The organism is Nocardia sp. NPDC058633 (assembly GCF_042717045.1).
Lineage (GTDB): Bacteria > Actinomycetota > Actinomycetes > Mycobacteriales > Mycobacteriaceae > Nocardia.
Genome location: NZ_JBHXRA010000001.1, coordinates 408573 through 426111, shown reverse-complemented (window position 1 = coordinate 426111; position 17539 = coordinate 408573). Strand labels below are relative to the sequence as shown.

Sequence of the window (17539 nt, the reverse complement as noted above, 5' to 3'; positions counted from 1 at the left end):
ACGATCCGCCCCGCCAATATCGGGTCCGACTACCGCCGTCCCCTCCGCGAATTCATCGCACGACATCCTCACTGAGCCAACCCTGCTGTTCAACGACCTCCGTCGAGCAGCAGCCCCGCTCATCCACGCGAATTTGTCGCATCACCGTGACACACTTCATCTGTGGACCTTGGGGATGAACACACGTTTCGTTCGAAGATTTTTCAAGCGCTGAGGCAGTTGGTAGAGGAGCGAGGGGGGTTCGTTACCCGAGCCGATCTGTGGGAGTTCAAGGTCGGGGACGAACCGATTCAGCTCGTCGATCGCAATCGCGGGATTCGGAACCCCCAAGGCTTCGCATCCACTCTGTCGATCATGTCCAAGCCCGGCAGTCCTTACGAGGACGAGGTCGTAGGGGACTCGCTGTTCACCTACGACTATCGCGAGGGGCCGATCGATGTCGGCGACAACATCAAGCTCAGGAAGTCGGCGAAGACCGAGCTACCGCTCATCCTGCTTCGGTGGATGAAGGTCGGTCCCGACATTCGTTACCTGCCCATCTTTCCGGTGTACGTCGTCGCCGATGATCCGACCAATCGCCGGGTGCTGCTCGCCCTCGATGAGTCCTTGCGCGGCGTCAGCGATCCGCAGCACTTGACCGAGACCGAGCGTCGCTACGTCCAACGGATGACCAATCAGCGCCTGCACCAGCCACAGTTTCGTAGCCGGGTACTGATGGCATACGGAAACCGATGTGCGGTGTGCAGGCTCGGCCGTCCGCAATTGCTGGAGGCTGCGCACATCATCTCCGACGGCAAAGAGCACGGCATCGCCGACATCCCGAATGGGCTGAGTCTTTGCAAGATTCACCATGCGGCATACGACCGGAACCTGATGGGAATCTCCGGCGACTACCGGATTCACATCGGGTCGGTGTTGGCGAAAGCCCACGATGAAGGCCCAATTCTCGAATTCGGACTCCAAGACATGGATGACGTCCAGCTCACGCTGCCCGAGAAGAAGGCGTTCTATCCCGCGCCTGAACGACTCGCTGAACGCTTCGGCGAGTTCGTGAACGGGGATAAGGCGTTCCGAGTCGGCAAAGTCGACTTCCAGCGCATCGCGCCGGTGATCGTCGGATCAAATCTCCGGACGACGTGATTCGGATCGGTGGATCCACCAGGCGACACACCCGCCGTACCGGACCACCCCGCACTCCCTCTCCCTCAGGTTTCCGCTCGGGCGTCACACAAAGTGGTACGCCTGTTCACATGTACCTTGGCTGCGGTTTTCGTTGTCATGCACAGTGATTCGCTGAAGTTCTGGCGCGTGGCGGCGAAAGGGGGGACCCTCGGAGAGAGAGATCGCGTTACCCAGGAGCCGCATGACTGTCAGAAGTGACCGTGAAGGTGGCTTGCCGAGGACTCTGCCTGCGCTCGAGCAGTTGCCGGCCGACGAGGCTCGGGATCTGTTCGAGTTGATGAGGGCCGCGAGTGCGTTCGAGGCGGCCGCGTTGGACAAGTCCATCGATTCGATGGTCTCTGCGTTGCCGCGGCCGTTGCGTCGGGTGACGAAGAAGATCATGTTCGGCGGCAGATGACGGATCTGACTACGCGGGCGCAGTTGATACTGCTGGCTCGGACGTTGCATGTTCATCCGCAGCGGTTGGATCACCTGCGGTATCTGGGGGCCGATCGGCTGCATGCGTTGAATCAGCAGATCTCGGGGGTGTTGTTCGATCAGCACACGGAGATGTTTCGGCGGATCAGTGCGCTGGTGCCGTTCATTCCGTTGACGATCTCGATCCCGTTGGTGCAGAAGCTGGTGCCGCCGATGATGACGGGGCGGGCGGCGGGGTCGGTGGGGCTGGATCATCCGGGCAAGGCTGCCGAGACGTTGACGATGCTCGATGCGGGGTACGCGGCGGATTGTGCGCCTTATCTGGATCCGCGGGCCATCGAGCAGTTGGCCGATCAGATGGAGCCGGGGCCGATCGTGGCGATCGTCAACGAGTTGTTGCGGCGGGGCGACTATGTGACAGCCGGCCCGTTCTTATCCTGTGCCACAACGGAGTTGATCGCGGCAGTCGAGGCGGGGGTGCTCGATGACGCGGGGCTGATCTTCTCGGCGGCGTTCTCCTATGACGTCGACGTGCTCAGCGCGGTTGTTCGTCAGTTGCTCGATGGGCCGCATCAGCGGGTTCCGCGGATGACGCAGACGGTGTTGCGGGGTTCTCCCGATCTGCAACACGCTGCGCTGTCGGTGTTTTCGCGGTGCGCGCCCGATGTGATCCGACGGGTGGGCGACATCTTGTTCGGCAGTGCGCAGCCCACCGATGTCGCGCGGCTGGTGCGCAACGCGCTCGCGCTGGGGGCGGTGCCCGAATTCCTCACGCTGACGGGGTATCTCACGCCACTGGGGCTGTGGACGTTGGTCGGCAATCCCGTGTTCAGCGATCCGGATGTGGGGGTCGATCTGGTGGCGCCGATGGACGGGCGGGAGGACGCGCAGAGTTGGCGTGGGCTGTTCACGTTGATGTCGCGGGTGGACGACGACGTCCGGGGGGCTGTGGGGTACGCGCTGGCGTTGCTCTCGGAGTCGGCGGTGGCGGAGTTGCCGGCGCGGGCGACCGAAACCGGCTGTTGGCCTGCGTTACTCGACCTTGTCGCGGTTTCCGGGGAACGCGGGCAGTCGCGGGTCGGGGCGATCTGGGCGCAGTTGGGGCCGGAGCGACGGGCCTATCTGCATCGGTGCATCACCGAGCTTCGGTACGACACCCGGTTGGCCGAGATCACGGCGTTGGTCGAACCGGTGGAGGTGGATCTGCTGTTCTATCAGCGCAGGCAGCAGGGGCGCTACCGCAACGGTTGAGGCGGGCCCTGTGCGTACCCGGTGGTTCTTCGCGTGCGATCGGCGGCGCTCCTGTTCACGTTGCGCGAGTGAAGCGCGACGCCCAGTTCTGGGCCTGGGCGATGAGTTCCGGTGGGCCGAGGATGCGGAATTCGGCCATGGTTCTGCCCAATAACAGGATCGGCCAGTCGAGGTCGTCGACGGTCATCTCTATGTGGGTGCGGTCGGCGGGCAGGGCGGTGATGGTGCACCAGCGGCCCACTCGTGCGTGGACGTCGGTGGCGGGGGCTTCTATTTCGGCGGTCACGGTGTAGCCGGAGCGGCGGGCACCGACGGCGTTGCGGACGAAGGTGGCGGCGTCGGGAGCGGGGAGGGTGCGGGGGCGGAAGCGGATGCCGGTGGTCGTGGAAGCGGTGAGGCGGTCTACGCGGAAGGTGCGCCAGTCGTGGCGGGTGAGGTCGTAAGCGACGAGGTACCAGCGGCGGCCCAGGGAGACGAGGCGGTGGGGTTCTACTTCCCGGGTGCTGACTCGACCGTCCGCGGCGGTGTAGGTGAAGGTGAGGCGCTCTTCGCGGCGGCAGCTCAGAGCCAGGTCGGTGAGGATGGCGGGGTCCACGTCGGACAGGGGCACGGCGGTCCAGGCGGTGGACTCGGTCATGGCGCGCAGGGCGTCGACGCGGCGGCGCAGTCGGGTGGGCAGGACGGTGACCAATTTGCCGAGTGCGCGGATGGACGGTTCGGCCAAGCCGTCGCCCGCGCCCTGCGAGCCGGCTTGTAGGCAGACGGTGATGGCTACTGCCTCGTCGTCGTCGAGAACCAGCGGTGGCAGAGCGGCGCCGGCGGCGAGCTGGTAGCCGCCGTCCACACCGGGGCGCGCGTCGACCGGATAGCCGAGCTCGCGCAACCGGTCGATGTCACGGCGCAGGGTGCGGGCTGAAACGCGCAGGCGGGCAGCAAGTTCCGTGCCCGACCACGAACGGTGGGTCTGCAGCAGCGACAGCAGTCGAAGGGTGCGTGCACTTGTGTCGGCCATATTCCGATTATCTCGCAATTGCGGACAGAAACTGGCCGCAATGGGCTCTACCTTGAGTTTCACTACACCGACAAGCGAAGGATCCGGACATGACCACCAGCACCCAGATCGACACCGAGCGCACCGACATCCTCGAGATGCTCGCCAAGCACCGGCACTTCCTGCGCCTCACCGTCCGCGACCTGACCGACGAGCAGGCCGGTCTGCGCACGACCGTCAGTGAGCTGTGCCTGGGTGGGCTGATCAAACATGTCGCGGCGGTGGAGTCGAACTGGGCGGGTTTCATCGTCAACGGACCCGAGGAAGCTCCCGACTTCTCCTCGATGACCGAGGAACAGATCGCGCAGTGGGGCGATGCCTTCAAGATGCTGCCCGGCGAAACACTGGCCGGTGTGTTGGCCGAATACGAGCAGGTGGCCGCCCGGACCGACGAGCTCGTGCGCACCCTGCCCGATCTGAGCGTGAGTCAGCCCCTGCCGGAGGCGCCGTGGTTCGAGCCCGGTGGTCGCTGGACCGCGCGCCGCACGCTGATGCACATCATGACCGAGACCGCCCAGCACTCCGGGCACGCCGACATCATTCGGGAATCGCTGGATGGAGCGAAGTCGATGGGGTGATGTCGGCGAAGAGGGCCTCGGCTGCCGCGCGGTGTTCGACGGCGGCGGCCGGGTCCGTGGCGTCGAGAACGTCGGCGATGCCTTGGTGGGCTGTCGCCTCTTCGAAGCGGTGGCCCAGTGTCGGTGCCAGGGCGAGGGTTTGACGGTAGAGGTCGACGGCCTCGTCGGCAAGCCCCGCGAGACGGCAGGTTTCGGCGTAGCTGTTGAGGAAGTGGATTTTCCAGTGGTCTTCGAACAGGGCGTCCAGAAGCGCGAAGGCTTCTCGGTGACCGGCGAGGGCTTCTTCGTAGCGCCCCGTTTCGCGCAAGGCGACACCCCGGCAGTTCAGGCACCAGGCTTCGTTGTGTTTGTGGCCGTCCTCGCGGGCGAGGGTGAGAGCACGGTCCAGGTGGTCGAGGGCTTCTTCGGGTTCGTCGGCCGCGATCGCTACGCCGAGGGTGATCTGGGCCTGTAACGAGGGGGCGTGCAGGTCCAGTGCTTCGCGAGCCAGTTGGGCGGCTCGGTCGCGGTGGCCCAGCTGGAGCACGGCCCAGGCCTCGCTAGCGATGGCGTCGGCGGCACTGGTCGGGCAACCGGCGGTGGAATAGAGGTCGCGGGCTCGGCGGAACAGCTCCAACGGCTCTTCGACACTGCCCTCGTCCCAGCGCAATTGGGCGCAACGCATCGTGAGTTCGGCCCGAGGTAGCGGGTCACCCACCTCGGCGACCAGGGGCGCGGCGGCGGCGTAGGCGGCGGCCGCTTCGGTCATCCGGCCCGCGTTGTAGCGGGCGAACCCGAGGTCGCTGTGGGCCTCGGCGAGTTGGCGAGGGTCACCGAGATTCTGTGCGGCGGTGAGGGACTGCTCGAAGAGTGCGTTGAGATGTGTTGTGCCGCACCGGCGGGCGAAGAATGCACGCATGAAGCGCGGCAGTTCGCAGACGTGGGTATCGGCGCCGGCTTCGACAGCGGCGTAGAACACGGCCATCAAATTGGTGTATTCGGAGACGAACCAGAAGAACGCGGCGTCGCGGCCGGGGAAGTGCGGTAGTTCGGCGGGCGGCGAGCCTGCGGAGACCGAGCGGGTCGGCGACAGGAACGGCATGGCGGTGTCGGCGGCGGCGGCGGTGTGGACGTAGTAGTCGAGAACGCGGTGCAGGGCGCGTTCGCGGTCGGCGGGGGTGTCGTGCTCGACGGTGGCGGCGCGGGCGTGCTGGCGGACCAGGTCGTGGAGGCGGAAGCGGCCGTCGGCCGGCTGCTGGACGAGATGCGCGTCGAGCAGGTCTTCGAGCATGGTGCGGGCACTGCGCAGCGACACGTCGGCCACGGCGGCGGCGACGTAGTCGGTGAACGTGGAGCCGGGGATCAACCCGAGCAGGCGGAACAGGCGGCGCTGATCGCGGTTGAGCTGACGGACCGACATGCCGAAGGCGGTGTCGAACTCGCTGGCGCCCTCGGCCATTCGCTCCACCAGGATGCCGATCGACCAGCCCGGACGATGCCGAAGCCGGGCAGCGGCCAGCCGCAAGGCGAGGGGCAGGTTGCCGCACAGACGCAGCACTTCGGCAGCCTGCTCGGGTTCCTTGGCGAGCCGACCGACGCGCGCGTCGCCACTGGCCCGCACCAGCAGTTCGGCACTCTCCTCGGGCGTGAGCACGTCCAGGGTGACCGGCGGAACCTCGTCGAGTTCGAGCAGTCGGTTGCGGCTGGTGATGATCGCGACCGACTCACCCGCCCCGGGCAGCAGGTGGCTGACCTGCGCGGCATCGGCGACATTGTCGAGCACGACGACAGCGCGCAACCGGGCCAGCTCCGAACGCCAACAGGCCGCGCGCAGTTCGACTCCCCCGTCCTGCGGCACCTTCTCCGAGGGCACCTGCAAGGCGGCGAGCAGGGCGCGCAGGGCGGCATCGGGGTCGAGCGGTTGACGTCCGTCGGTGAACCCGTGCAGGTCGAGATAGAGCTGGGCGTCCGGGTATTCGGCGGTGAGCTGGTGCGCGGCGTGCACGGCCAGGGAGGTCTTCCCGACGCCTGCCATGCCGTCGACGGCGACGACCCGATCGGAACCAACGGCGGCGATCACGTCGGCCAGTGCCTGTTCGCGGCCGGTGAAGTCGGGCACGTCGCGGGGCAGGTCGTTGCGGGGCGGCGGCGGGGCGCCGACCGGTGGGCTCGGCGGGGCGGGCTGGCGGCTGGTCTTCGGCGGGGCGGGCAGGGGGTTGTTGGCGCGCTCCCAGAGGGGGCGCAGGGGACGCGGGTCGCGTTTGACCAGGCGGCACAGCTCCAGGACCGCGGGCCACGGCGGGACCGTCTGGCCACTGAGGTAGCGCGAGAGCGACGACGAGCTCAGGCCGGTGTCGCGGGCCAGGGCGCGCACGCCGCGGCCGGAGAGTTCCTGGATCAGTCGCAGGCGCGCAGCGAGCTCGTCCTGCGGGTATGCCCGTGCCGTCCGCTGTTGCGCAACCACCGTGTTCCACTCCCGTTGTCCCGGCCCGGACCAGAAATCTCACGACCGACAAGTCGGTGGTCAGGGCCGTTTTCCGCTGTCCCACAGTGTCCCACAGCCATTCTGTTCCAGCGCTGCACGGGCTGTTATGGAGACACACCGCAAGCAGCGGACAAGCCATGAACAAGGAGAACGACATGCAGTCTCGGATGAAGAACCCGGCCATGGTCCTCACCGACGCGATGGGCCCCATCCAGCAGGTGCTCAAGGCCGTGGAGACCGGTGGCGTGGACAGCGAGATCCTGGAGTTGGTGCACCTGCGGGTGAGCCAGATCAACGGCTGCAGCGCCTGCGTTCACGCCGGCACCACCACCGCGCGCAAAGCAGGCGTCAGCGAAGATCGTCTCGCCACGGTGGTCGCCTGGCGTGAGACGCCGTTCTTCTCCGAGGAGGAGCGCGCCGCCCTCGAACTGGCCGAGGCCGCCACCCGGATGGCCGACCGTCCCGACGCGGTCACCGACGAGATCTGGGACAGCGCCGCCAGCTACTTCGACGAGAAGCAGCTCGCCTCGATCGTGCTGATGATCGGCGTCACCAACATGTTCAACCGGCTCAACGCCAGCACCCGTCAGATCGCCGGCGCCTGGGGCTGAGGCTCCCCCTCTGTGAAAGGAACTGTGGCCATGTCTACGGATCAGCAAGCGAGCAAGAGCAACGCACACAGCGGCTTCTCACGCTGGATGCAGCACCGGATGAACGCGCGGATGAACCGCAAGATCCGCAACGGCAAAGGCACCTTCATGGGGATGGATGTGCTGATCCTGCACACGGTCGGGCGCCGCAGCGGCCAACCGCGCGACACCCCGATCTCCTGGTTCCCCGGCGAGGACGGATCCTGGCTGCTCGTCGCCTCCGGCGGCAAGGACGGCCACCCCGACTGGTTCCTCAACCTGATGGCCAACGCCGATCAGGCGACCGTCCAGCTACCCGGCAGCGATGCCGTGGCGGTGACACCGCGCGTGCTCGACGGTGCCGAGCGGGCAACCGCCTGGGAACACATCACCGCCGCCCAGCCGCGCTACGACAAGTACCAGACCAAGGCCGGACGCGAGTACGCCGTCGTGCGGCTGAGCGCCTGAAGTACCGATGCCGGTTGCGCAACGGAACCCGAACGGCCTGCTGAACGGTCATAGACTGCTCAGCAGGCACGGGCGACCGAGCGCCTGATGAGGACCGTTCGGCCGCTGCGAGAGCGGAGGCGAACATGGGCTATCCCGGCTATCCCGGATACCAGCAAGCCATGCCGCCGCCGCGACGGCCGTCACCGTGGCCGTGGATTCTGGGTGTCCTGGTGGTCGTCGTGGCGTTGGGAGTCGGCGTGATCGCGGCGGGAATCATCGTCCTGCAACGCGACCGCGACTCCACGACCGCCGCCCCTGCTCCTACCGCCGCGACCATCGCGGCCTCGGCACCGGCACCTGCCCCTGTCCCGGTGCCCGCTCCGGTTGATCCCGACGACCGAGCGCTCGATACCTTGCGTGCGCAAGCCGACGCCGACCAGCCGTTCGTCAGTGCGGGAGCGGCCGACCGGTGGGTGCCTCAGCTCTCGGCCAAACAGCCGGGATTGGTCGCGCCCGACGTCGACGGGCAGATGGTGAACTGGACCAGCAGCGAGATCCTGGCCCAACATCAACGGATGCGCGCCCAGTACCCCGGGGCGCGACTGGTCTGGAGCGACGACTGGGCCACGTTCGACCTGCAGGGTTGGTGGATAACCCTCGCCGGAACGACCTACAGCGATCCCGACTCGGCCAACGCCTGGTGTGACGCCAGGTCGATCCCCGTCGACGAGTGCTTCGCGAAACTCGTCAGCAATTCGCGCGGCTCGGCAGGCACGACCAAGTACCGCTGAAGAAGTACCGCTGAATCAGGCGGGCAGGAGTCGGCCGATCACCTCGGCGAGCTGGGCGACATTGCGACATTCGTGCATGGTGACGATGTCGGTGTAGTCCTCGGCGGCCGAGTCGCCGGTCGACCACGAGCGCGCGGGTTCCGGATTGAGCCAGTAGACCGCTTTCGCTCGCTCGGTGATCGCTTGCAGGGCAGCGAGATTCGGGTCGGTCCGATTCGTGCGAGCGTCGCCGAGGATCAGCACGCAGGTGCGGGGACCGACCGCGTCGAGGTAGTGGTCGACGAAGCCCTGCAGGACCTCGCCGTAATTGCTCGATCCGAACCGGGCGACGCCGCCTTCGCGGACGATGTTCCGCGCGAAGCCCGGCGGTGGGGGCTCGCCGGGGGTGAAGTACTGGGTGATCTCGGCGCAGGTGTCGACGAAACCGAAACTGCGCACCTTGCTGAACTGGTCCTGCAGGGCCTGCACCAACTGCAGGGTGAATTCGGCAAAACCACTGACCGAGCCCGAGACATCGGCCAGCACAACGAGATCGGGGCGGCCACGCTTGCGCGCGCGCAGTACCGGATCGACCGGGACACCACCGGTGGCCATGGAACGACGCAGGGTGCGGCGCAGATCGATCTGGCCGCGCACCTCCTTCTTGCGGCGCACCGCCAATCGGGTGGCCAGCTTGCGCGCCAGGGGATGCACGAGGCGACGCATCTCGGCGAGGTCCTGTTCGCGGGCACCGAGGAAATCCGTTCGGTCCGCGGAGTTCTCGACGCCGCGGCGAGCGATGTAGTCGGTCCCGCGCAGTTCGGCCGAACGCAGACGAGCTTCGGTTTGCACGGCGGTGCGGAACTGGTCGACGCGGCGGCGAGCCTCGATGGTGCGCACGGCGGTATCGAATTGCCCTGTGCCACCCATAGTTCGGGCGACCTGCTCGGAGATCTCGTCCGGGCGCAGCGACTTCATGGTCAAGTACGACGACCAACCGGCGCCGGAAGCCTGGGTGACCCGGCCCGCGCTCTCCCCCGCGCCGCCGTAGGCACCGAAGGTGTTGAGCGCCTCACGGGCCAGTTCGGCGGTGTCCTCGCCCTGGACGAGCGTGGCGAGCAGGCGCTCACGCAGGGAGTCGGCGTCCTCGCTCGGGTGCGCGGGCGGGAGCTCGATGCCGAGAAAGTACAGGTCGAAGAGCTGGTCGAAGACTCTGCGTTGGCCGTTGCGGCGGAGCAGGCAGGAGGCCAGGCCGGAACGCAGGATGCGCGGGTCGACGGTACCCAGTGCGACGATCGCGGCCGCGGCGTCGATGGTTTCGCTGGGGCCGGCGTGAATATTGTGCTCGCGCAGCAGGGTGACGAAATCGACGAGGCGCGCGCTCGTCGGTGCGAAGCGGTCGAGGCCCGAGTTCACGGCTTGGCGCTGCCGTCCGCTCGGTCGTCGAGACCGAGCCGATCGATGGCCAAGCGGTGGTCCGACTGGTACTTGAGCAGCACACCGAGGGTCGAGCGCACCACACCGCCGGTCAGCGTGCGGGTACCCAGCGCGACCAGCGTCCGTGCCCAGTCGACGGTTTCGGCGATCGACGGCGCTTTACGCAACGAGAGCTGCCGCAGCGCGCTCACCGTCGCCACCACCGGTTCCGCCAGTGCGGCATCCAGCTCGGGCACGTTGAGCGCGACGATCGCCTTCTCCAATTCCGCTGTCGGATAGTCGATATGGAGATACAGGCAGCGGCGCTTCAGCGCTTCGGACAGGTCGCGGTGGGCGTTGGAGGTGAGGATGACGAAGGGTTTGCGGACGGCGGTGACCGTACCGAGCTCAGGAATGCTCACCTGGAAGTCGCCGAGCACCTCCAGCAGCAAGCCCTCGAGCTCCACATCGGCCTTGTCGAGTTCGTCGATGAGCAACACCGTCGGGTCGGGGTTGCGGATGGCCGCCAGCAAGGGACGGGCGAGCAGGAATTCCTCGGTGAAGACGTGGTCGCGGGTGCTGTCCCAGTCCTCGCCGGAGGTGGCGGTGATGCGCAGCAGCTGTTTGGCGTGGTTCCACTCGTAGAGGGCACGAGCCTCGTCGACGCCCTCGTAGCACTGCAGGCGGATGAGCTCGGCACGTACCGCGGCGGCGATCGCCTTGGCGAGCTCGGTCTTGCCGACGCCCGCCGGCCCCTCGATCAGCAGCGGCTTGCCGAGGCGGTCGGCGAGGAAGACCGCGGTCGCGATATCGAGGGACGGTAGGTAGCCGGCGGCTGTCAGCCGGTCGGTCACCTGGTCCACCGAGGAAAAGAAGTTACTCATCGGTAATCAGTATATCGAGTGTCACCGGGGCCCGGTGATCGCGGCAGCGACTCCGTCGCGGAGAGGCCGATCAGTACGGGTTGTCGGCCACTTTCACCTGACCGTCCTTGATCGCGGCCAGCAGCAGGCGGTAGTCGGCCATGCTCTGATCCGAATACGACATCGCGAAATCACTCAGAGCCGTGTCGAACTTCTCGCTGCCACCGATATAGGCGTCGATGGCCAGCGGATCGCCGGAGCGGCAGTGGGCGCGGGCCAGCACGCCGCCACACACGGCGGCATAGTTGGACAGTTGCCGATGGGTCAGATCCCCGATATCGACAGAACCCTTCATGTCGCGGAACTGACGCCAGTAGTGATGCACGCCTTCGGGACCGGTGGCCCAGCCGAGGAAGATGTCGCTCGCCGCCTGCATCAAGCGCTGACCGGCGACGACGCGATGTCCCTGATGCCTGTATCGGCTCGCCTTCTGATATGGCGCCAGAACCGAGGTGCCGGCCTCCTTCAACTGCAGGAACAGCGGAGCGCCGGACTCCTTGTCCATCAGCAGCGCGATGAAGCATCGGGTGCCGACGCTGCCCACCCCGACAACCTTCACGGCAGCCTCGACGAAGGCGTAGCGGTTGAGCAGCACGCGCATGTGGTCGGGCAGGGTGCGCCGGTATTCGGCGAACAGCGCCTGCACGGTCGCCGCGTCCGGGGAGGTGATGGGTACCAGCAGCGGCGGCTGATTCTTGATCCGCGGAATGCCGTCGGCGTCGGGTTCGGTGAGTTTGTCCAGCGCCTGCAGACTGGTGCGCTTCTTGGCCGAGGCGATCGTCTTCTCGGCCAGCTTGCGGCCCTTCTTCTTCTGGACCAGCTCGAGGACCTTGTCGGAGTCGACCCGGTCGTACCAGATCTCGAGGCTGTCCTGCTCGACCATTGCCTCGATGCCCTCGCGATAGCCGCGGGCGGTGGCCTCCGCCGCCGATGCCGCGTCCTCATCGGAACAGCCGTTGTCCAGCGCCGCCACCGTGACACTGGCGACCAGGCGTTTGACGTCCCACTCGAACGGGCCGGGCAGCGTCTCGTCGAAGTCGTTCACATCGAACACGAGATTGCGTTCCGGAGTGCCGAAGAGCCCGAAGTTCGACAGGTGCGCATCGCCGCACAGTTGCACGATGAGCCCGGTATCGGGACCACTCCCCAGGTCATAGGCCATGACCGCCGCGGCACCGCGCAGAAAGGCGAACGGCGACACCGCCATTCGCGCCATCCGGATCGGCACCAGATCCTGCACCCGCTTCGCGTTCTGCTTCAGCAGAATCTCCACCGGGCTCTCCCGCCCCGGCTCCGGTTTCCACTCCCCCAACGCGGTACGAGACACCCGCTTCCGCGCCGCTCTACCGACCTCCGCCGCCTGCCGATCGAAATCCTCAACCGTCGTCATCGAGCAAGTCTCGCGCTACCGGTCCACCACGGCAAGGACCAGCGGATAACCATGCGGTGACAGAGTGCGCCGCCATTGAGCACTACACCGATGACTCATCGGGCAAGTCTGCCGCTACGCCGACGGCGAGGGGTGGCGCTACGGACCAAGCCGCCTGCGCCACTCGTCGACTCGGCGGACGAGCTCCTGCCACCAGGTCCGATGCGGGTCCGGTGGTGGAGTCGGCCGAGGCTCGGGCGTCGGTTCGGGGTCAGGGACCGGGACCAGCACCTTCCGGCGAATCCCGGTGCAGGTGAATTGGGTCGCCCGATAGGGATTCCCGTTCTGCGCCCACTCGGAGACGATGAGGGTGAACTTGCCGTCTTCGAGCCTGCTGTAGGGGTGTATGTAGCCGCCGTACAGGCGCGGGACCGTGTCGACACCGCGCGGCATTCCGGTTATCGGCCGATGCGTGTGGGTGGTGATCCAGTTCGTGTTGTCGATGCGGTCGCCGACCTTGACGAAGACCGAGTAGTCCCCCGCGTCGAATCCGGAGATCACAGCCCTGTTCTCGACATAGCGCAGGCAGATCTCGCCGAATCGCCAACCGGGCAGGATCGGCGTCGGCTCACGGTTCCAGGCCCAGTTGTCGCCATCCCAGCCCCAGCCCTGCCAGGCGTGGGGATCGGACAGGCCTTCGACCGTCGCGCGCCACAGCAGCATGTCCTTGTTCCTGGCCAGGCCGCCGGTGGAGATGATGTGCACCCAGTCGCTGTGCGGGTCCTTTGCCCACGAAATCATGACCCGCTTGCCGGCGAAGGCGCCGCACCAGAACTTCGAACCACTGCGCGCCCAGGTGATGCCGCTGTCGTCGGATATCCATACCTCGCACCACTTCTCGTTCCCCAGGCCCTGGGTGTACATGACCCACAGGTAGATCCGGCCGTCGATGGTCATCGCGTCACACGGCAGGACGGTGGAGTATTCGGCGTTGTCGTGCTGGTAGTCCCACAGCTGGCGGCCGTCGGTGCTCGGCGAGGTGGCCATGACGATCGGCTCGGCGGGGTCGCGCTGCGACGTACGAGTGATGATGGGGGAACGCCAGTTTCCGATGCCGTCCATCGGTGGGCCGTACGGGCCGTCCCCGGAGAACGAGTCGCCCCAGATGAAGCCGACATCACCGTTGGGCAGCTCGAACGGAATCGCGAGATCGCCGCCACCGAGGTCAGCCGAAGGCACAGGGTTCAGATCCGTGACGCGGATGACACACCTACCCCGGTCGGCTCGAGCCGAAATCGTTGGGCCGGTGCTGTTTCCGTCACGCCACAAGGTTACGTCAGAATGCCGAAAGGCCCGCTCGCACGGGGCGAACGGGCCTTTCGAGACGCGGTGAAACCTTACGCGGTTTCGGTGATCGGCCGGTCGACCCAGCTCATCAGGCCGCGCAGCTTGGCGCCGGTGACCTCGATGGGGTGCTCGGCGTTCTGCTTGCGCAGACCCTCGAGCTCCTTGTTGCCGCCCTCGACGTTGGCGACGAGGCGCTTGACGAAGGTGCCGTCCTGGATGTCGGTGAGGATCGCCTTCATGCGCTCCTTGGTGCCCGCGTCGATGACGCGCGGGCCCGACAGGTAGCCACCGAACTCGGCGGTGTCGGAGACCGAGTAGTTCATGCGGGCAATGCCGCCCTCGTACATCAGGTCGACGATCAGCTTGAGCTCGTGCAGGACCTCGAAGTAGGCCATCTCGGGGGCGTAGCCCGCCTCGACCATGACCTCGAAGCCGATCTTGACCAGTTCCTCGGTGCCACCGCAGAGCACGGCCTGCTCACCGAAGAGGTCGGTCTCGGTCTCTTCCTTGAAGGTGGTCTTGATGACGCCGGCGCGGGTGCCGCCGATGCCCTTGGCGTAGGACAGCGCCAGGGCCTGGCCCTCGCCGGTCGGGTCCTGATCGACAGCGATCAGAGCCGGAACGCCCTTGCCGTCGACGAACTGACGACGCACCAGGTGGCCGGGGCCCTTGGGGGCGACCATCGCGACGGTGACGCCGGCCGGAGCCTTGACGAGACCGAAGTGGATGTTGAGGCCGTGGCCGAAGAACAGCGCGTCGCCGTCCTTCAGGTTGGGCTCGATGTCGTTGGTGAAGATCGACGCCTGGGCGGTGTCGGGCGCGAGCACCATGATCACGTCGGCCCACGCGGAGACCTCGGCGGGGGTGCCGACGGTCAGACCGGCCTCTTCGGCCTTCGGACGAGACTTCGAACCCTCGGCCAGGCCGACGCGGACGTCGACGCCGGAGTCGCGCAGGCTCAGCGAGTGCGCGTGGCCCTGGCTGCCGTAACCGATCACGGCGACCTTGCGGCCCTGGATGATCGACAGGTCAGCGTCGTCGTCGTAGAACATCTCGACTGCCACTTGAATGGTCCCTTCTGAAAATGATGGTGAGGAAAAGTTATCGCGGGGGTTGCTGAGGTGGATTCAGCGGGTGGCGGTGATCGACTTGGGTCCGCGGCCGACGGCCACGACACCGGACTGCACGATCTCGCGGATCCCGTACGGCTCGACCATGCGCAGCAGTGCGTCGAGCTTGGAACGGGTGCCGGTCGCTTCGATGGTCAGCGCGTCGGGCGAGACGTCGATCACCTTGGCGCGGAACAACTGCACAGCCTCGATCACCTGCGTGCGCACCGACGCGTCGGCCCGCACCTTCACCAGGATCAGCTCACGGGCCACCGAGGCATCGGCGTCCTGCTCCACGATCTTGATGACGTTGATCAGCTTGTTGAGCTGCTTGGTGACCTGCTCGAGCGGCAGATCGTCGACGGTCACGACGATCGTCATGCGCGAGATCTCGGGGATCTCGGTGCCACCGACGGCCAGGGATTCGATATTGAAGCCACGGCGCGAGAACAGGCTCGCGACACGTGCCAGCACGCCCGGCTTGTCCTCGACAAGGACGCTCAGGGTGTGGGTCGTGCTCATTCGTCGTCGCCCTTCTCGAATGCGGCCTGCTCGCGTTCCATCGCCTCGTGGATGACGGCCGGTTCGGAGACCGACTCGTCCTCGTCGAAGAGCGGACGGATGCCGCGGGCGAACATGATCTCGTCGTTGCTGGTGCCCGAGGCGACCATCGGCCACACCTGGGCGTCCTTGCCGACGATGAAGTCGATCACGACCGGGCGGTCGGTGATCGCCTGGGCCTGGCGGATCGCGTCCTCGACCTCGGACTCCTTCTCCACCCGGATGCCGACGCAGCCCAGCGCCTCGGCCAGCTTCACGAAGTCGGGGATGCGCAGGGTGTGCGTGCCGAGATCGGTGTTGGAGTAGCGCTGTTCGTAGAACAGGGTCTGCCACTGGCGGACCATGCCCAGGTTGCCGTTGTTGATCAGGGCGACCTTGATCGGCACGCCCTCGATCGCACAGGTAGCCAGTTCCTGGTTGGTCATCTGGAAGCAGCCGTCACCGTCGACCGCCCAGACCTCTTTCTCCGGCGCGCCCATCTTGGCGCCCATGGCCGCGGGAACCGCGTAACCCATGGTGCCCAGACCGCCCGAGTTGAGCCAGGTGCGCGGGTTCTCGTACTTGATGAACTGCGCGGCCCACATCTGGTGCTGGCCGACGCCGGCGCAGTAGACGGCCTCCGGGCCCGCGAGGCGGCCGAGGGTCTCGATGACGTACTCCGGCGAGACCGAGCCGTCGCTGGGGGTCTTCCAGCCCAGCGGGTAGTTCTCGCGGATGCCGCTGAGGTAGGCCCACCACTCGGTGAGGTTCAGCAGCGGCGAGGCACCGGACTGCGGATCGGCCTTGAGGGTCTCGATCAGCTCGACGATGACCTCACGCGCGTCGCCCACGATCGGGACGTCGGCGTGGCGGTTCTTGCCGATCTCGGCCGGGTCGATGTCGGCGTGGATGACCTTCGCGTCGGGCGCGAAGGAGTCCAGCTGACCGGTGACGCGGTCGTCGAAACGGGCGCCGAGGGTGATCAGCAGATCGGACTTCTGCAGCGCGGCCACCGCGCCGACGGTGCCGTGCATGCCGGGCATGCCCATGTTGAGGGTGTGGCTGTCGGGGAACGCACCACGCGCCATCAGCGTGGTGACCACCGGGATACCGGTCAGCTCGGCCAATTCGAGCAGCTCGGCCGAGGCGTCGGACTTGATCACACCGCCACCGACGTAGAGCACCGGCTGCTTGGATTCCATGATCATCCGTGCGGCCTCGCGCACCTGCTTGCCGTGCGGCTTGGTGACCGGGCGGTAGCCGGGCAGACGCATCTCCGGCGGCCACGAGAACGTGGTCTGGGCCTGCAGGGCGTCCTTGGTGATGTCGACCAGGACGGCGCCGGGACGACCCGAGGCAGCGAGGTAGAACGCCTCGGCCAGGGTGCGCGGGATGTCGGCGGCGTCCTTGACCAGGAAGTTGTGCTTGGTGATCGGCATGGTGATGCCGGAGATGTCGGCTTCCTGGAACGCGTCGGTGCCGACCAGGCTCGACGGCACCTGACCGGTGATCGCCACGATCGGGACCGAGTCCATCTGCGCATCGGCCAGCGGGGTCACCAGGTTGGTGGCGCCGGGACCGGATGTGGCCATACACACACCGACCTTGCCCGAGGCCTGCGCGTAACCGGTCGCCGCGTGACCGGCGCCCTGCTCGTGGCGCACCAGGACGTGGCGGACCTTCTTCGAGTCGAACAGCGGGTCGTAGACAGGAAGGACCGCGCCGCCGGGAATGCCGAATACCGTGTCGACGTCGAGCTCTTCGAGCGACCGGACCACCGACTGCGCGCCCGTGACGCGCTCTGGCGCGACCTGACGACGGGTGGGGTTGGTCGCCGGGCTACCAGGGGTAGCTGAAGGCGCTGACCTGCGGGCCGATGGCCCGGGTCGTGCGGTTGGAGCACTCACCGTCTTCGTTCCTCACTGTCTCGTTCTGACTCGGACTGACCCTGGCGAGGGCCACTGGCATTCGCCCGAACACAAAAAAGCCCCCGCCCAGCACATGGCTGTTCGAGGGTGGCGCGTCGCAAACGCGAGCTGACGT

General features: G+C 66.7%; 16 protein-coding genes. 7 read left to right on the top strand and 9 right to left on the bottom strand.

Annotated elements, in window-relative coordinates; all coding sequences use genetic code 11:
- The first annotated feature begins 162 nt into the window (after positions 1-162).
- The 3 genes from ACFWUR_RS01875 (at position 163) to ACFWUR_RS01865 (ending at position 2850) form a co-directional block, all read left to right on the top strand.
- Entirely contained in the window at positions 163-1140 is a 978-nt protein-coding gene (locus ACFWUR_RS01875) for an HNH endonuclease (protein ID WP_378900331.1), read from the top strand.
- A 223-nt stretch (positions 1141-1363) separates the two neighbouring features.
- On the top strand, positions 1364-1579 hold the full coding sequence (locus ACFWUR_RS01870; protein WP_378900329.1) for a hypothetical protein: 216 nt from the start codon (positions 1364-1366) through the stop codon (positions 1577-1579).
- On the top strand, positions 1576-2850 hold the full coding sequence (locus tag ACFWUR_RS01865; protein ID WP_378900327.1) for a hypothetical protein: 1275 nt from the start codon (positions 1576-1578) through the stop codon (positions 2848-2850). The genes ACFWUR_RS01870 and ACFWUR_RS01865 overlap by 4 nt, the downstream gene beginning before the upstream one ends.
- Before the next feature lie 55 nt (positions 2851-2905).
- Here ACFWUR_RS01865 and ACFWUR_RS01860 read toward each other — a convergent pair whose 3' ends face one another.
- Entirely contained in the window at positions 2906-3862 is a 957-nt protein-coding gene (locus ACFWUR_RS01860) for a helix-turn-helix transcriptional regulator (protein ID WP_378900324.1), read from the bottom strand.
- Between the two features lie 89 nt (positions 3863-3951).
- On the opposite strand from ACFWUR_RS01860, the gene ACFWUR_RS01855 reads away from it, so the two are divergent.
- On the top strand, positions 3952-4479 hold the full coding sequence (locus ACFWUR_RS01855) for a DinB family protein (RefSeq protein ID WP_378900321.1): 528 nt from the start codon (positions 3952-3954) through the stop codon (positions 4477-4479).
- On the opposite strand, the gene ACFWUR_RS01850 is transcribed toward ACFWUR_RS01855, so the two are convergent.
- Positions 4439-6922, bottom strand: a complete 2484-nt coding sequence (locus ACFWUR_RS01850) for a tetratricopeptide repeat protein (RefSeq protein ID WP_378900318.1) — start codon at positions 6920-6922, stop codon at positions 4439-4441. The genes ACFWUR_RS01855 and ACFWUR_RS01850 overlap by 41 nt on opposite strands.
- Before the next feature lie 176 nt (positions 6923-7098).
- Here ACFWUR_RS01850 and ACFWUR_RS01845 point away from each other — a divergent pair, with 176 nt between their 5' ends.
- The 3 genes from ACFWUR_RS01845 (at position 7099) to ACFWUR_RS01835 (ending at position 8813) form a co-directional block, all read left to right on the top strand.
- Positions 7099-7554: a carboxymuconolactone decarboxylase family protein gene (locus tag ACFWUR_RS01845; RefSeq protein WP_378900315.1), complete on the top strand. Its 456-nt coding sequence runs from the start codon at positions 7099-7101 to the stop codon at positions 7552-7554.
- A 30-nt stretch (positions 7555-7584) separates the two neighbouring features.
- On the top strand, positions 7585-8040 hold the full coding sequence (locus ACFWUR_RS01840) for a nitroreductase family deazaflavin-dependent oxidoreductase (RefSeq protein WP_378900312.1): 456 nt from the start codon (positions 7585-7587) through the stop codon (positions 8038-8040).
- A 125-nt stretch (positions 8041-8165) separates the two neighbouring features.
- The gene (locus ACFWUR_RS01835) at positions 8166-8813 is read left to right on the top strand and encodes a hypothetical protein (RefSeq protein ID WP_378900309.1); all 648 of its coding nucleotides are present in this window, start codon (positions 8166-8168) and stop codon (positions 8811-8813) included.
- A 15-nt stretch (positions 8814-8828) separates the two neighbouring features.
- Here the strand turns inward: ACFWUR_RS01835 and ACFWUR_RS01830 are convergent, their stop codons facing one another.
- The 7 genes from ACFWUR_RS01830 to ACFWUR_RS01800 all read right to left on the bottom strand — a co-directional run bounded on the left by ACFWUR_RS01830 (position 8829) and on the right by ACFWUR_RS01800 (position 17403).
- Positions 8829-10208, bottom strand: a complete 1380-nt coding sequence (locus tag ACFWUR_RS01830) for a VWA domain-containing protein (RefSeq protein WP_378900306.1) — start codon at positions 10206-10208, stop codon at positions 8829-8831.
- The gene (locus tag ACFWUR_RS01825) at positions 10205-11092 is read right to left on the bottom strand and encodes an AAA family ATPase (protein ID WP_378900303.1); all 888 of its coding nucleotides are present in this window, start codon (positions 11090-11092) and stop codon (positions 10205-10207) included. The genes ACFWUR_RS01830 and ACFWUR_RS01825 overlap by 4 nt, the downstream gene beginning before the upstream one ends.
- Before the next feature lie 70 nt (positions 11093-11162).
- Positions 11163-12404, bottom strand: coding sequence for a DUF2252 domain-containing protein (locus ACFWUR_RS01820; RefSeq protein ID WP_378900300.1), 1242 nt, complete (start codon positions 12402-12404; stop codon positions 11163-11165).
- 255 nt (positions 12405-12659) lie between these two features.
- Complete coding sequence (locus tag ACFWUR_RS01815; protein WP_378900297.1) at positions 12660-13739, bottom strand: DUF4185 domain-containing protein; 1080 nt, start codon at positions 13737-13739, stop codon at positions 12660-12662.
- Between the two features lie 158 nt (positions 13740-13897).
- The gene (gene ilvC / locus ACFWUR_RS01810) at positions 13898-14899 is read right to left on the bottom strand and encodes a ketol-acid reductoisomerase (protein ID WP_378900557.1); all 1002 of its coding nucleotides are present in this window, start codon (positions 14897-14899) and stop codon (positions 13898-13900) included.
- A 75-nt stretch (positions 14900-14974) separates the two neighbouring features.
- Entirely contained in the window at positions 14975-15478 is a 504-nt protein-coding gene (ilvN, locus tag ACFWUR_RS01805; protein WP_019048314.1) for an acetolactate synthase small subunit, read from the bottom strand.
- Complete coding sequence (locus tag ACFWUR_RS01800; protein ID WP_378900294.1) at positions 15475-17403, bottom strand: acetolactate synthase large subunit; 1929 nt, start codon at positions 17401-17403, stop codon at positions 15475-15477. The genes ilvN and ACFWUR_RS01800 overlap by 4 nt, the downstream gene beginning before the upstream one ends.
- Between the last annotated feature and the right edge of the window lie 136 nt (positions 17404-17539).

What these genes read in the sequence shown, in the direction of transcription:
- ACFWUR_RS01870 (WP_378900329.1), top strand. Translation starts at nt 1,364, where the DNA reads ATGACTGTCAGAAGTGACCGTGAAGGTGGCTTGCCGAGGACTCTGCCT.
- ACFWUR_RS01865 (WP_378900327.1), top strand. Translation starts at nt 1,576, where the DNA reads ATGACGGATCTGACTACGCGGGCGCAGTTGATACTGCTGGCTCGGACG.
- ACFWUR_RS01860 (WP_378900324.1), bottom strand. Translation starts at nt 3,862, where the DNA reads ATGGCCGACACAAGTGCACGCACCCTTCGACTGCTGTCGCTGCTGCAG.
- ACFWUR_RS01855 (WP_378900321.1), top strand. Translation starts at nt 3,952, where the DNA reads ATGACCACCAGCACCCAGATCGACACCGAGCGCACCGACATCCTCGAG.
- ACFWUR_RS01845 (WP_378900315.1), top strand. Translation starts at nt 7,099, where the DNA reads ATGCAGTCTCGGATGAAGAACCCGGCCATGGTCCTCACCGACGCGATG.
- ACFWUR_RS01840 (WP_378900312.1), top strand. Translation starts at nt 7,585, where the DNA reads ATGTCTACGGATCAGCAAGCGAGCAAGAGCAACGCACACAGCGGCTTC.
- ACFWUR_RS01835 (WP_378900309.1), top strand. Translation starts at nt 8,166, where the DNA reads ATGGGCTATCCCGGCTATCCCGGATACCAGCAAGCCATGCCGCCGCCG.
- ACFWUR_RS01825 (WP_378900303.1), bottom strand. Translation starts at nt 11,092, where the DNA reads ATGAGTAACTTCTTTTCCTCGGTGGACCAGGTGACCGACCGGCTGACA.
- ilvC (WP_378900557.1), bottom strand. Translation starts at nt 14,899, where the DNA reads ATGTTCTACGACGACGACGCTGACCTGTCGATCATCCAGGGCCGCAAG.
- ilvN (WP_019048314.1), bottom strand. Translation starts at nt 15,478, where the DNA reads ATGAGCACGACCCACACCCTGAGCGTCCTTGTCGAGGACAAGCCGGGC.